Annotated in this window: 13 protein-coding genes; 8 read left to right on the forward strand and 5 right to left on the reverse strand. The window is 68.8% G+C overall.

Annotated features, from left to right (window positions below; translation table 11 throughout):
• Positions 1–29: 29 nt before the first annotated feature.
• Positions 30–557: an amino-acid N-acetyltransferase gene (locus tag ACZ6YV_RS20050; protein WP_465511006.1), complete on the forward strand. Its 528-nt coding sequence runs from the start codon at positions 30–32 to the stop codon at positions 555–557.
• Here ACZ6YV_RS20050 and ACZ6YV_RS20055 read toward each other — a convergent pair.
• The gene (locus ACZ6YV_RS20055) at positions 554–1087 is read right to left on the reverse strand and encodes an ABATE domain-containing protein (RefSeq protein WP_465511007.1); all 534 of its coding nucleotides are present in this window, start codon (positions 1085–1087) and stop codon (positions 554–556) included. The genes ACZ6YV_RS20050 and ACZ6YV_RS20055 overlap by 4 nt on opposite strands.
• Positions 1088–1145: 58 nt before the next feature.
• Here ACZ6YV_RS20055 and ACZ6YV_RS20060 point away from each other — a divergent pair, with 58 nt between their 5' ends.
• Both ACZ6YV_RS20060 and ACZ6YV_RS20065 read left to right on the forward strand, forming a co-directional pair.
• Positions 1146–1994 carry an alpha/beta fold hydrolase gene (locus ACZ6YV_RS20060; RefSeq protein ID WP_465511008.1) on the forward strand — a complete coding sequence of 283 codons (849 nt, stop codon included), beginning with the start codon at positions 1146–1148 and terminating at the stop codon, positions 1992–1994.
• Between the two features lie 10 nt (positions 1995–2004).
• Entirely contained in the window at positions 2005–2646 is a 642-nt protein-coding gene (locus tag ACZ6YV_RS20065) for a nitroreductase family protein (protein WP_465511009.1), read from the forward strand.
• Here the strand turns inward: ACZ6YV_RS20065 and ACZ6YV_RS20070 are convergent.
• The 4 genes from ACZ6YV_RS20070 to ACZ6YV_RS20085 form a co-directional block, all read right to left on the reverse strand.
• Positions 2643–3122, reverse strand: coding sequence for a hypothetical protein (locus ACZ6YV_RS20070; RefSeq protein WP_378237082.1), 480 nt, complete (start codon positions 3120–3122; stop codon positions 2643–2645). The two genes, ACZ6YV_RS20065 and ACZ6YV_RS20070, sit on opposite strands and share 4 nt — an antisense overlap.
• 43 nt (positions 3123–3165) lie before the next feature.
• The gene (locus tag ACZ6YV_RS20075; protein WP_465511010.1) at positions 3166–3741 is read right to left on the reverse strand and encodes an RloB family protein; all 576 of its coding nucleotides are present in this window, start codon (positions 3739–3741) and stop codon (positions 3166–3168) included.
• Complete coding sequence (locus ACZ6YV_RS20080) at positions 3738–4976, reverse strand: AAA family ATPase (protein ID WP_465511011.1); 1239 nt, start codon at positions 4974–4976, stop codon at positions 3738–3740. Before ACZ6YV_RS20080 ends, ACZ6YV_RS20075 begins: the two co-directional genes overlap by 4 nt.
• Before the next feature lie 85 nt (positions 4977–5061).
• Positions 5062–7404, reverse strand: a complete 2343-nt coding sequence (locus ACZ6YV_RS20085; RefSeq protein WP_465511012.1) for an FtsK/SpoIIIE family DNA translocase — start codon at positions 7402–7404, stop codon at positions 5062–5064.
• 298 nt (positions 7405–7702) lie between these two features.
• Here ACZ6YV_RS20085 and ACZ6YV_RS20090 point away from each other — a divergent pair, with 298 nt between their 5' ends.
• The 5 genes from ACZ6YV_RS20090 to ACZ6YV_RS20110 all read left to right on the forward strand — a co-directional run bounded on the left by ACZ6YV_RS20090 (position 7703) and on the right by ACZ6YV_RS20110 (position 11703).
• Positions 7703–8512 (forward strand): lysophospholipid acyltransferase family protein, encoded by an 810-nt coding sequence (locus ACZ6YV_RS20090; protein ID WP_465511013.1) that lies wholly within the window; start codon positions 7703–7705, stop codon positions 8510–8512.
• A 48-nt stretch (positions 8513–8560) separates the two neighbouring features.
• A complete protein-coding gene (wrbA, locus tag ACZ6YV_RS20095) occupies positions 8561–9175 on the forward strand; it encodes an NAD(P)H:quinone oxidoreductase (protein ID WP_465511014.1) in 615 nt (204 codons plus the stop codon).
• Positions 9176–9245: 70 nt separating this feature from the next.
• Positions 9246–9551, forward strand: coding sequence for a hypothetical protein (locus ACZ6YV_RS20100; RefSeq protein ID WP_378247678.1), 306 nt, complete (start codon positions 9246–9248; stop codon positions 9549–9551).
• Complete coding sequence (locus ACZ6YV_RS20105) at positions 9551–11086, forward strand: alpha/beta hydrolase (protein ID WP_465511015.1); 1536 nt, start codon at positions 9551–9553, stop codon at positions 11084–11086. Before ACZ6YV_RS20100 ends, ACZ6YV_RS20105 begins: the two co-directional genes overlap by 1 nt.
• Before the next feature lie 68 nt (positions 11087–11154).
• Positions 11155–11703, forward strand: a complete 549-nt coding sequence (locus tag ACZ6YV_RS20110; RefSeq protein ID WP_465511016.1) for a hypothetical protein — start codon at positions 11155–11157, stop codon at positions 11701–11703.
• The last annotated feature ends 154 nt before the right edge of the window (positions 11704–11857 follow it).

Below are 11857 nucleotides of genomic sequence, written 5' to 3' on the forward strand. Positions count from 1 at the left end.
CGACCGGCCGCGGCCCCCGGGATGGCTTAATGGTGGACGTGCCGTCAGACCCTCTCCTTCACCGCCGCCCCACCGTCCGCCGGGCGCGGATCGCGGACGTCCGCAAGATCAAGGCGCTGGTCGACTCCGACGCGGGGACGGTGCTGCTGGAGAAGGACCTCGTCACCCTCTACGAGAACGTCCAGGAGTTCTGGGTGGTCGAAGACGGTGACGACGTGCTCGGCTGCGGCGCGCTCCACGTGCTGTGGGAGGACATCGCCGAGCTGCGCACCATCGCGGTCGACAAGACCTCCCGGGGGCGTGGCATCGGGCACGCGCTGGTGGGGCAGCTGATCGACTTCGCCCGCGAGATCGGCCTGAAGCGGCTGTTCGTGCTGACCTTCGAGACCCATTTCTTCGCCGGCCACGGGTTCGTCGAGATCGACGGGACCCCGGTGTCGCAGGAGGTCTACGAGGAAATGCGGCGCTCGGCCGATCCGGGGGTCGCGGAGTTCCTGGACCTGCCGTACGTGAAGCCCAACACCTTGGGCAACAGCCGGATGCTGCTGGAGCTTTAGGCCTTCTTCGCGTGGCGGGCGACCCGCACGCGGTTGCCGCACAGCGACGGCGTGCACCAGACCCGCCTGCTGTTGGCCGCCACGAACAGCATCGAGCAGTCGTGCGCGCCGCAGCGCCTGAGCCGTTCCGCGCGCGGCCCCGAGACGAGCTCGATCGCGGCCGTCGCGACCGCGGCGAGGGCGATCTCACCGCCGTCCTCGCCATGCCAGATCGTCTCGGCTCCCCGCGCGGTGAGCCGCGGGCTGACCGGGACGGCGGCCGCGGCCGCGTTGACCCGCTCGACCGCCCACGCCTCGGGCTCCCGGGTGGCCACCAGCGCTTCCAGCACCTCACGCACCGCGGACCGCAGCCGCCTCGTCCGCTCGGGCGACGGAGGGAGGGCGCCTTCGGGCAGCCGGGACGCCTGCGCCGACCAGAACCTGTCGTGACCGTCGTCGAGCAGGTCGATCGACGGCGAGACGGCCAGCAGGACGGTGTCGGCGAGGTTCACCGCGAGATCGTCACCGGGAAGCGAGTCGAGATCGAGCATGACTTGACACTATCAGGTACTAATGGTTAGAAACAGTTCAAACCATTAGGGAGTGTTCATGGCGACCATCCGGCACCGTTCGGTCCAGCTCGGCGACGTCGACGTCTTCTACCGCGAGGCCGGCGATCCCGACGCGCCCGTCCTGCTCCTGCTGCACGGCTTCCCGACGTCGTCGCACCAGTTCACGCGGCTGATGCGGCGGCTCGCCGGAAGATGGCGGCTCATCGCTCCGGATCTGCCGGGCTTCGGCGAGACCGTGACCCCCGAGGGGTTCACGTTCACCTTCGACCGGCTCGCCGAGGTGCTCGGCGACTTCGTCGAGGCGCTGGAGCTGCGCCGATACGCGCTCTACGTCTTCGATTTCGGTGCCCCGGCGGGCCTGCGGCTGGCCGTCTCGCGGCCGTCCGAGGTCACGGCGCTGATCACCCAGAACGGCAACGCCTACGTCGAAGGCCTCGGCCCGGCGATGCCGGACTTCGCTTCCCTGACCGACGAGACCGAGGCGCGGTGCGGGTTCGCGGAGATCCTCGGGCTGGACCAGATCAAGTGGCAGTACACCGAAGGCGCCCGCGATCCGGAGACCATCGATCCGTCGAACTACCTGCTGGACCGGTACTTCCTCGACCGTCCCGGCCGGACGGAGGCGATGCAGGACCTCCTGTGGGACTACCGGAACAATCCGCCGGTGTACCCGAAGTTCCAGGCGTGGCTTCGGGAGACGCAGCCGCCGGTGCTCGCCGTCTGGGGCCGCAACGACCGGTTCTTCGTCCCGGCGGGAGCCGAAGCCTTCCGGAATGATGTCCCCTCGGCGGAGGTTCACTTCTTCGACACCGGGCATTTCGCGCTGGAGGAGGACGTCGAACCGATCAGCGAGCTGATCGACCGCTTCCTGGCGGCGCGGCACTGAAAGGCGGGACATGGACACCTCGGTCACCGACCACCTGCTCAGCACGACACGGTCGGTCCGGCGCAAACTCGACCTGGACCGGCCTGTCGAGCCGGAGGTGCTCGACGAGTGCCTGCGGCTCGCGCTGCAGGCGCCGACGCCGGGCAACGCGCAGTCGTGGCGCTGGCTCGTCGTCCGTGACCAAGGTGTGAAGGACCGGCTGGCCGAGCTGTTCCGCCGGGTCGGGAAGGCGTACCTGGAGACGAACGCGGCCGCGCTGGGTGAGGCGATCAACCAGCCTTCCGTGGCGCGGGCTTTCGCTTCGGGACAGCACCTGATCGACGTGATCGACCGGGTGCCGGTGTACGTCATCCCGTGCCTGACCGGCAGGCCGAGCGGCGACAACGCGACCGACGCCGCGTTCTACGGCGGGATCTTCCCGGCGGTGTGGAACTTCCAGCTGGCGCTGCGGTCGCGGGGCCTCGGCTCGACGCTCACGACGTATCACCTGACCCACGAGGCGGAGGCGGCCGAGATCCTCGGCATCCCGGCGGACGTCACGCAGGTCGGGCTGCTGCCGGTCGCCTACACGACGGTGCCGGACTTCAAACCCGCGTCGCGCGTGCCGCTGCCGGAAGTCGCGTATCTCGACGGCTGGGGCAACGCGCTTTAGGCCTTGGACACCCGCAGGGTGACCTGGTCGCCCCCCGAACTCACGGCGACCAGGTCCACCCGGCAGGCGGCGAACTCGACGGACTGCCTGCCGCCACGTGCGGTGGAGGCGACTTCCGCCGACGTCCGCTCACCGCGCCCTGGTTCGGCCAAGGTCAGCTCGACCACGGCCTCCCCTTCCCAGACGCAGACCATGCCCTCCGCGCAGCGGGAATCGGATACCAGGCGGGCGAAGCGGATACTGACGTCCTTCGACGCGACCTCGGTCGTGTCACCGGCCTTGAGGACGACGGTCTCCCCCAGCTCGACGGTGCTCTGGGGCGTTTCTTGAGGCTTGGGGACCGGCTGCTGCGCCGGCGCGGGCTGGACCGAAGTGGGCAGGGTCGCCGTGGGTTCTTCGCGCGCGGCGGAGCTGCCCGCTCCGCAGGCGAGGCCGACCAGAGCGCAGAGGACGACGAGCAGCTTCTTGGGGTCCACGGAGTCTGGACGTAACGGAGGCTCCGGTCCGTTGCATCGGGTTTCAGGTGATCTTTTCGACCAGGGCCCAGACGCCGGTGGACGGGTTACGGCCGTGCTCCGCCCCCGGCTCGCGGTTCTGCCTTCGTGCCCGCTCGACCGCGGCCCCGACCCCGCTCTCGTAGTCGGTGAAACGCAAGCCTGTCTTGCTGTACCCCGGCACGTGCTTGACCAGGCGTTTCACCACGTCGCCGTAACATGTCAACGGCGCCGCGCAGGCCTCGAAACGCAGCAGCAACCAGAACTCGAAACAGGGATTCGAGATCGCCAGGTCGACGCGGAGTTCGCGAGCGGTCGCCACCGCCTTGTCGAGGTCGAACTCGTCCACGTCGACCACGCACCACACGTCATCGTGCGTTCCCTCGGCGCGGTCGCGCATCCCCGCCGCGTACTTCACCACCGCGGCCGGGTCGCCACGTTTCGCCTTGATCTTGATCGTCACGGCCGGATTCCGACGAGCCCGTTTGAGTCCTTCGAAGTACGCGGGCTCCGTGGCCTCGGCACCGCAGACGACGAGGATCGACGTTCGCTGTTCCCGAAACGCCGGCCGCCTTCGGCCGCTGTTCTCCCGGCGGGTCATCTGGCCAGCACTGCCTCGGCGAAGTCGCCCAGCACCGGAACGGCCCCGTAACCACCGGCGAGATAGCGCCGTTCGGTGTTCTGGTCCTTGCGCGGTTTGAAGTCGGTGAGCGGGTACAACTCGCTGGCGCCTTCGGCGTTCTTGTCGACGAACCAGATCTGGTCACGATCCAGCACGTCGTCGCCGAGCATGGTGCCCAAAAGGCTCGTGTCGTGGGTGGTGAAGATCAGCTGAGCGCCGTTGGGATTGGTCTCTTCGGACCGGAAGAGACCGACGAGCTTCGCGGTCAGCATCGGATGCAGGCTCGAGTCGATCTCGTCGACCAGGAGCACCTGACCTCCGTCGAGGACGTCCAGGACGGTCGGGACGAGTTCGAGCCAGTTACGCGTGCCCGCGGACTCGTCGCTCAGTTCGAACGGCGTTCGGGAATCATGGTGCTGGAACCGCAGCCGCCACCGCATGCCCCGCGGAGGCCGGGACGGATGCGGGATGGGCCTTGCCCGGCGCAGCCGGAACTCCGAACGGACGTCCGCGGAGATCAGTTCGGCGGAAACGTCGGTTATCCCGACATCGGCGGCCGACAACAGCGTCACCAGTCGCCGGGCGTTGCGCGGATCGCGCTGGAGATACTCGCCGACTCGATCGGCGAGGCCGTCCGAGGACCAGAAACCGTCGGACTGCGTGATCCGCAACGCTGACTCGAACCAGCGGAAAACGGGCATCAGAGGCCCCAGGTCCAGAGTGGAACCGAAGCTCAGCAAGAGGACGTTCGGCCGGATCAACTCTTCCAATGCCGTGAACTTGTTCGCCAGTTCGGTCGTGGTCGAGCCGAACTTGACCTCTTCAGGGCGCCGTTCGAAGATCACCCGCCGACGCTTCTCCGGGTACGAGTACAGCCATTCTTCCGAGACCGTGCGGTCGTCGATCGTGAAGCCGTAGGTGTAGCGAACTCCCTCCGCGACGAGTTCCACCACGAAAGTCGACGGCCGCTCCGCATCGTGCCCACCCAGCCGGAAGCCGTCTCGGTCGGCCACACCACACGACTCCGGCGCCACGACGAGTCCGTACATGAACGCGAGCCCGTCGAGCAGGTTCGACTTGCCGGAAGCGTTCGCCCCGTAGATCGCGGCCACCGGAACCGCCTGGCGGTCGTCCCCCGGCATGGCGGGCATCAGGAGCAGCTCCTGCTCGTCACGGAACGAGCGATGGTTGCCCAGCCGGAAGCTGCGCAGCATCCTGGCCACCTCCCTGGCAAAGTTTCAGGCCATTCCGTACCAGTAAACCGCACAGAACGGCCTGAAGCATCATCCAGGGCCGGGTTCAGTCGCCGGAAACGTCCCCACCGTTCGCGTCCCCGCCACCGCGGATCATGAACAGCACCGACTCCAGCTCTTCCGGCTTGATCAGCACGTCCCGCGCTTTCGAACCTTCCGAAGGTCCGACGACCCCCCGGCTTTCCAGCAGGTCCATCAGGCGCCCGGCCTTGGCGAAGCCGACCCGCAGCTTCCGCTGCAGCATCGACGTCGAGCCGAACTGCGAGGTGACGATCAGCTCGGCGGCCTGCAGCAGGACGTCGAGGTCGTCGCCGATGTCGGAGTCGATCTCCTTCTTCTCGCCCGCCTTCGCCGCGGTGACGCCGTCCTGGTAATCCGGCTGCGCCTGCTCCTTCGCGAAGTTCACCACGGCGGCGATCTCTTCGTCGCCGACGAAGGCGCCCTGGATACGGACCGGTTTCCCGGCGCCCATCGGCAGGTACAGGGCGTCACCCATACCGATGAGCTTCTCCGCGCCCGGCTGGTCGAGGATGACCCGCGAGTCGGTGAGCGAAGACGTCGCGAACGCCAGCCGCGAGGGAACGTTGGTCTTGATCAGGCCGGTCACGACGTCGACCGACGGCCGCTGCGTCGCCAGCACCAGGTGGATACCGGCGGCACGCGCCTTCTGGGTGATCCGGACGATCGCGTCCTCGACGTCGCGCGGGGCGGTCATCATCAGGTCGGCGAGCTCGTCGACGATCGCCATGATGTACGGATACGGCGCGTAGACGCGTTCACTGCCGGGCGGCGCGGTGATCTCGCCCGAGCGCACCTTCTTGTTGTAGTCGTCGATGTGCCGGACCTTGTTGACCTGCATGTCCTGATAGCGCTGTTCCATCTCCTCCACCAGCCAGGCCAGCGCGGCGGCGGCCTTCTTCGGCTGGGTGATGATGGGCGTGATCAGGTGCGGGATGCCCTCGTACGGGGTCAGCTCGACCATCTTCGGGTCGATCAGGATCATCCGGCACTCGTCCGGCGTCGCCCGCGCGAGCAGCGACACCAGCATCGAGTTCACGAAGCTCGATTTACCGGAACCGGTGGACCCCGCCACCAGCAGGTGCGGCATCTTCGTCAGGTTCGCGGTGACGAAATGACCTTCGATGTCCTTGCCGAGCCCGATGACCATCGGGTGGTTGTCCTTGACCGTGGACGGCGCGCGCAGCACGTCGCCGAGGCGCACCATCTCGCGGTCGGAGTTCGGCACCTCGATGCCGACCGCGGACTTGCCGGGGATCGGCGCCAGCAGCCGGACGTTGTCGGTCGCCACCGCGTAGGCGATGTTCTTGGTCAGCGCGGTGATCTTCTCGACCTTCACGCCGGGGCCGAGTTCGACCTCGTACCGGGTGACCGTCGGGCCCCGCGTGAAGCCGGTGACCTGCGCGTCGACGTTGAACTGCTCCAGCACGCCGGTGATCGCCTCGATCATGGCGTCGTTGGCCTTGCTGCGGGACTTCGGCGTGTCGCCGAGCTTCAGCAGATCCGGCGACGGCAGCTTGTAGTCGCCCTCGACGGTCCTGGTGACCGCCAGCGGCGCCTCGGCCTTCTTCGGCTTCTTCTCCTCGACAGCGTTTTTGGATGAACTCTGCGGTGCGGGCTTCGGCGGGCGCAGCGGCGTCGGCGCTTCGGCCAGCGCGGCCTCGATGTCGAGCTGCTCGCCCTCCTGGTCGCCTGAGGCCTGACGGCGCCGCGACGGCTTCCGCAGGCGCACCGCCTTCGGGTCGGCTTCGGTGACGGCGTTGCGTTCGTCGTGGATGGCCTGGCGCTCGGCCTCGGCCTCTTCGATCTCTTCGGGGTCGAGGCCCCAGTTGCGCAGCCGGTGCGGGATCTCGCGGACCGGGGTGCCGGTGAACACGAGCGTGCCGAACAGCAGCGCCAGCACCAGCAGCGGCACGGCGACCCACGTCGTGACGCCCATGGTCAGCAGGCCGCCGGAGAACGCGCCGATCACCCCGCCGGCGTACATGCGCCCGTCGTTGGTCTCGGGCAGCGCGGTGAAGATGTGGAGCATGCCGAGCACGGCCAGGATGACCAGGATGGTGCCGATGACCATCCGCGGCCGGGCCTCCGGCACCGGTTCCGAGCGCATCAGCGCGACGGCGACGACGGTGAGCACCAGCGGCAACGTCACCGCCCCCGCCCCCAGCAGCGAGCGGGTGCCGACCTCCACCCAGCCGCCGATCGGGCCCGCGGCCCGCCACCAGACGCCGAACGCGATCACCAGCGCCAGCGCGATCAGACCGAGCGCGAGACCGTCGCGGCGGTGTTCGGGTTCGAGTTCGCGGCCGCGGCCCACCGTCCGCGCCAGGGTGCCGAGACCCTTCGCGAGCAGGTTCCAGGTGCCGCGCACGCCCTTGGAGAATGTGCCGGACGACTTCTTCCGGGGTGCCGGACGCCGTGGAGCGGGCTTCCTCGCAGCCGTTGACCTGGGCTTCGCCGGGGTACGCGGCTTTCGCGCCGGCCCCTTACTGCCGCCGCTTCGCGCCGTACTCCGCTTCCTGGTCGTCGACCCGCTAGCCATGTCTCCACGGTAACCGCCTCGACCCTCCAGCCCCGGCTGCCACTCGGAGCACATGCGGAACATTCGTCTCAGGTCACAGCTTGAGCGGCCATCCGGGTGAAAAGCGGTTCATGACATGCTCTGCCCCATGTTCGCGCTGCATCAGGATGAAAATTCGGCTCGCCGCGCCCCGGCAATCTGGCGCACGATGCTGAACATCGACCGGGGGCTGGTCAACTTCGTCGGCAAACTCACCGTGACCGGCGGTGTGCCGGCGGAACTGCGCCGGAAGCCCTTGCTCATGACTGCCAACCACATCGGCGTGTTCGACGCGTTCGTGCTGATGGCGGCCTGTAAACGGATCGGCATCAACCCGCGGTTCATGCTGGCGGGCGGCATCCTCGACGCGCCGGTCATCGGCCCCGCGCTGCGGGTCAGCGGCCACCTTCGGGTCGACCGCAAGGAGTCTTCGACGGCCATCGGCCAGTTCGCCGAAGCGGCCGAAGCGCTCCGGACCACCCGTGACCCGCTGATCGTCTATCCCGAGGGCCGGATCAGCCACGATCCCGGTCTGTGGCCGGAGCGGGGCAAGACCGGCGCCGCACGGCTCGCGCTGGCGGCCGGGGTGCCGGTGATCCCGATCAGCCAGTGGGGCGCGCACGAGGCCGTGTACTGGGGGACGGAGACCGTCAACGGGCCCGCCGACCTGCTGCCGCTCGCCAAGTCCGGGCTGAGCGCGCCCATGCGACGGCCGCGGTTCCAGGTGCACTTCGGCGACCCGGTGGACCTGTCGGAGGTCGAGCCGGAGCGCCCGGGCGCCGGGGTCCGCGCGCACGCCAAGATCATGCAGGCGATCACCGACGGCATGGTCCCGCTGCGCCGCGGCGAGCTGGACAAGCCGCGGTTCCACGACCCGACGCGGCCGACGGACACGGTCAGTCCCTGGAAGAAGTACTGAGTCCCGGATTCTGAGACGGGTGCTCACGCTCGCCTAGGGTCGGCGGACGTGAGCACCCGCATCCTCGTCGTCTACTACAGCGCGACAGGCAACACCGCGAAACTGGCGTCGGCGCTGGCCGACGGCGCGCGTGAGGCCGAAGCCGACGTCCGCGTCCGCACGGTTCCCGAAACCGCCCCGCCCGGTGCGGTGGCGAGCAATCCGCGCTGGCAGGCGTGGGTGGACGCGGGGCCGCACCACGAGACGGCGACGCTCGAAGACCTGGAGTGGGCCGACGGTTTCGCGGCCGGGAGCCCGACCCGCTTCGGTGGCCCCGCCGCCCAGTTGAAGTCCTTTTTGGACAGTACTGGCGGCCTGTGGGCCAAGGGAAAGCTGGCGAACAAGGTCGCGACGTCGTTCACCACCGCGTCCACCGCGCACGGCGGCCTCGAAGCGACGCTGCTGGCGACGAACAACATCTTCTACCACTGGGGCGCCATCGTCCTGCCGCTCGGCTACACCGACCCCCGGTTGCTCGAATCGGGCAATCCGTACGGCGGCTCGTTCGTCTCGCGCAAATCCGCCGAACCCGACGAGCTCGCCCTGGACGCGCTCCGGCTGCAGGGGCGGCGGCTCGCCACCGTCTCGCGCTATATCGCCGACGGCCTTTTCAAGGACGGGTGAAGGGAACCGCGCGGCCGTCTCCCGCGTCGTAGAGTGGTCACACAGCGTCACTCCACGGGGAGGAAGCGGGATGGCCGGCGGGTACGAGGTGGTCCTGGAAGCGATCGGCTCCGCGTCAAGCGCGGCGAAACGGGCTTCGGACGACGTCGGGCAAGTGGACCTCGCGGTCACGCTCGCCGGCGTCGCGGCGGGTTTGCCGGGTGGCGTGTCCGGCGAAGCGGCCCGGCTGCTCGCGGACGCCTGGGGCCGCGCGGTGCCGGGCTGGGCCGCGAACACCTCGGACTACGCCGAGCGGCTCGGCGAAGCGGCCGTCCGCTACCGCTCGAACGAGCAGGAGGCGTCGCGGGATCTGCGCGCCGCCGGGACGCCGGTCTGATGCTCACCTGGGGTGACGTGCGCCGGTGGGATCCGGCCGCGATCGGCCGGGTGGCCGACGCGCTCAACGACGGCTGCTCCCGGATCATCGCCGCGAACGACGACGTCGAAGCCATGGCCCGCTTCACGGGCTGGGCGGGCGACGCCGCCACCGCCGCCTCGACGCGGGGCGGATCGCTGACCTCCACCTTGGAACAGCTCGTCGCCGAGGCGTCCGCTGTCCGGCGGGGCGCGCACGAGGTGCAGATCGCGCTGGACCGGATCGTCGCGTTCGTGCGCGAGACCGACGAACTCGCTTCGCGGCACGGCCTTCTCATCAGCGCCGGGGGTGATATCCGGCTATCCGGCCCCGTCCTGCCCGACCAGCCGCGTGTGACAGCGGAACTCGCCGACCGGGTCGAACAGATCCTGCGCCGCGCGACCGACGTCGACGCCGATTTCGCCGCCATCATGCGTCGGGCCCTCCGCGGCGAGATCACCGAACAAGGTGGCGGCACCCTCGCCCAGGCCGCGGACGCCGGAGCCGCGCAAAGCGGCCTGTCGATCATCGGCCCGCCGGAGAACGGCTCCCCCAGCGACAACAAGGCCTGGTGGGCCAGCCTGTCGGACACGGCGAAAGTCGCTCTGCTGCAAGGAAACCCAGGGCTCGTCGGCAACCTCGACGGCATCCCGGCGACCGATCGCGACGCCGCCAACCGCGCCGTCCTCGCCCGCGAGATCGCACGGCTGCAAGGTGATCCCAAGCTCAAGGGCCTGGAAGCCATCCGCGACCGGCTCGAACGCACGGAACCCCAGGCGTTCCTGCTGGGGCTGGACACCGGCGGCGACGGGAAGGCGATCGTTTCCGCGGGGAATCCCGACACGGCGGCGAATGTCGCGACGTACGTGCCGGGGACAGGTTCGGAACTGTCGAAGATCGGCGGCGATCTCAACCGTTCCGACAAGATGTGGGCCGCGGCGACGACCTCGGGCTCCCCGTCGACCGCCGTGATCACCTGGCTCGGCTACGACGCGCCGAACGAGATCACCGACGCCGCGAACGACAAGTACGCCGACGGCGGGAAGGCCGCGCTCGCCGGATTCCAAGACGGGCTGCGGGAAACACACCAAGGACCGCCTTCGCACAACACGGTGATGGGCCACAGCTACGGCACCACCGTCGTCGGCCACGCGGCCCGCGACGGCGGTCTCGCCGCGGACGAACTCGTCTTCGTGGCGAGCCCCGGCGTCGGCGCGCACGACGTGAGCCAGTTGCACCTCGACGGGGTGGATCCGGGCGAGACCGGCAAGCATGTGCACTCGACCGTGGCCGAACACGACGTGATCAACCTGGCCAATGTCGAGATCGCCGGCTACGACCCGATCCTCGGCCAGGACCCGACCGACAAGGACTTCGGCGGGCAGGTGTTCACGTCGGCGCCGGGCACGGACGGGTGGGGCGGGTACAGCACCGAAGCGCACAGCGAATACTGGGAAGACAACAACCCGTCGCTGAACAATCTCGGCCAGATCATCGCCGGGAAACCGACGACGTGAATCGCCGGGCACTTCCCTCGATCCTCGTCCTGCTGATGCTCTCGGCGGCCTGCTCATCTGGAGACGACATGAAAGCGACGATCACCGAACGGCAGGCTCGCGACAAGGTCGAGCAGTACATCCAGGGTGCGCTGTCGGCGCTGCCCGCCGCAGCCGAACTGAAGCCGTTCACCCGCAACCGTTCGGAGTGCACGGACCCGACCGACAAAGGCCCGCAGGGCCGGTTCGAGATCTCCGCGACCTACGAGATCACCGGCTTGGACCCGGCCCACTTCGCCGAGAATTTCACGGCTGTCATCCAATGGTGGGAATCGCACGCGTTCAAGGTGCTCACCGACTCCCGGCCGACGGATCAGTACGTCTTCGCGCGCAACACCGGCGACGCCTTCGACATGTCGATCAAGGCGAACGATCTCGGCAAGTTCTATGTCGGCGCGACCTCACCCTGCGTGTGGCCGAACGGCACACCCGAGCCCCAAGCGCTCGAAGCCACCGAAGCCGAGCAGCCAGTCGCCGCACCCCCGGAACCGGCCCCGGCGCCGAAGCCGCGTCGCGCTCCCGTCGACGACGAGGACTTCGCCCAGACCGACTGGACCGACGGCGGCACCTCCTACTGACCGCGGGGTTCCGGACGTGGCTCCAGGCCGCGCCCCTCACTTGGGTCGTGGGGGGGTTTTTTGGGTGTTGATGGGCCGAACACAACACCCCCCCCCCCCCCCCCCCAACCGCCGCGGCCCCGGCCCCCCCAAAAAACTAGAAAGGCCCCCAAAA

Source organism: Amycolatopsis sp. NPDC102522, from assembly GCF_055584485.1.

Coding starts and splice junctions, on each gene's coding strand:
- ACZ6YV_RS20050 (WP_465511006.1), top strand. CDS start 30: ATGGTGGACGTGCCGTCAGACCCTCTCCTTCACCGCCGCCCCACCGTC.
- ACZ6YV_RS20055 (WP_465511007.1), bottom strand. CDS start 1,087: ATGCTCGATCTCGACTCGCTTCCCGGTGACGATCTCGCGGTGAACCTC.
- ACZ6YV_RS20060 (WP_465511008.1), top strand. CDS start 1,146: ATGGCGACCATCCGGCACCGTTCGGTCCAGCTCGGCGACGTCGACGTC.
- ACZ6YV_RS20065 (WP_465511009.1), top strand. CDS start 2,005: ATGGACACCTCGGTCACCGACCACCTGCTCAGCACGACACGGTCGGTC.
- ACZ6YV_RS20075 (WP_465511010.1), bottom strand. CDS start 3,741: ATGACCCGCCGGGAGAACAGCGGCCGAAGGCGGCCGGCGTTTCGGGAA.
- ACZ6YV_RS20080 (WP_465511011.1), bottom strand. CDS start 4,976: ATGCTGCGCAGCTTCCGGCTGGGCAACCATCGCTCGTTCCGTGACGAG.
- ACZ6YV_RS20090 (WP_465511013.1), top strand. CDS start 7,703: ATGTTCGCGCTGCATCAGGATGAAAATTCGGCTCGCCGCGCCCCGGCA.
- ACZ6YV_RS20100 (WP_378247678.1), top strand. CDS start 9,246: ATGGCCGGCGGGTACGAGGTGGTCCTGGAAGCGATCGGCTCCGCGTCA.
- ACZ6YV_RS20105 (WP_465511015.1), top strand. CDS start 9,551: ATGCTCACCTGGGGTGACGTGCGCCGGTGGGATCCGGCCGCGATCGGC.
- ACZ6YV_RS20110 (WP_465511016.1), top strand. CDS start 11,155: ATGAAAGCGACGATCACCGAACGGCAGGCTCGCGACAAGGTCGAGCAG.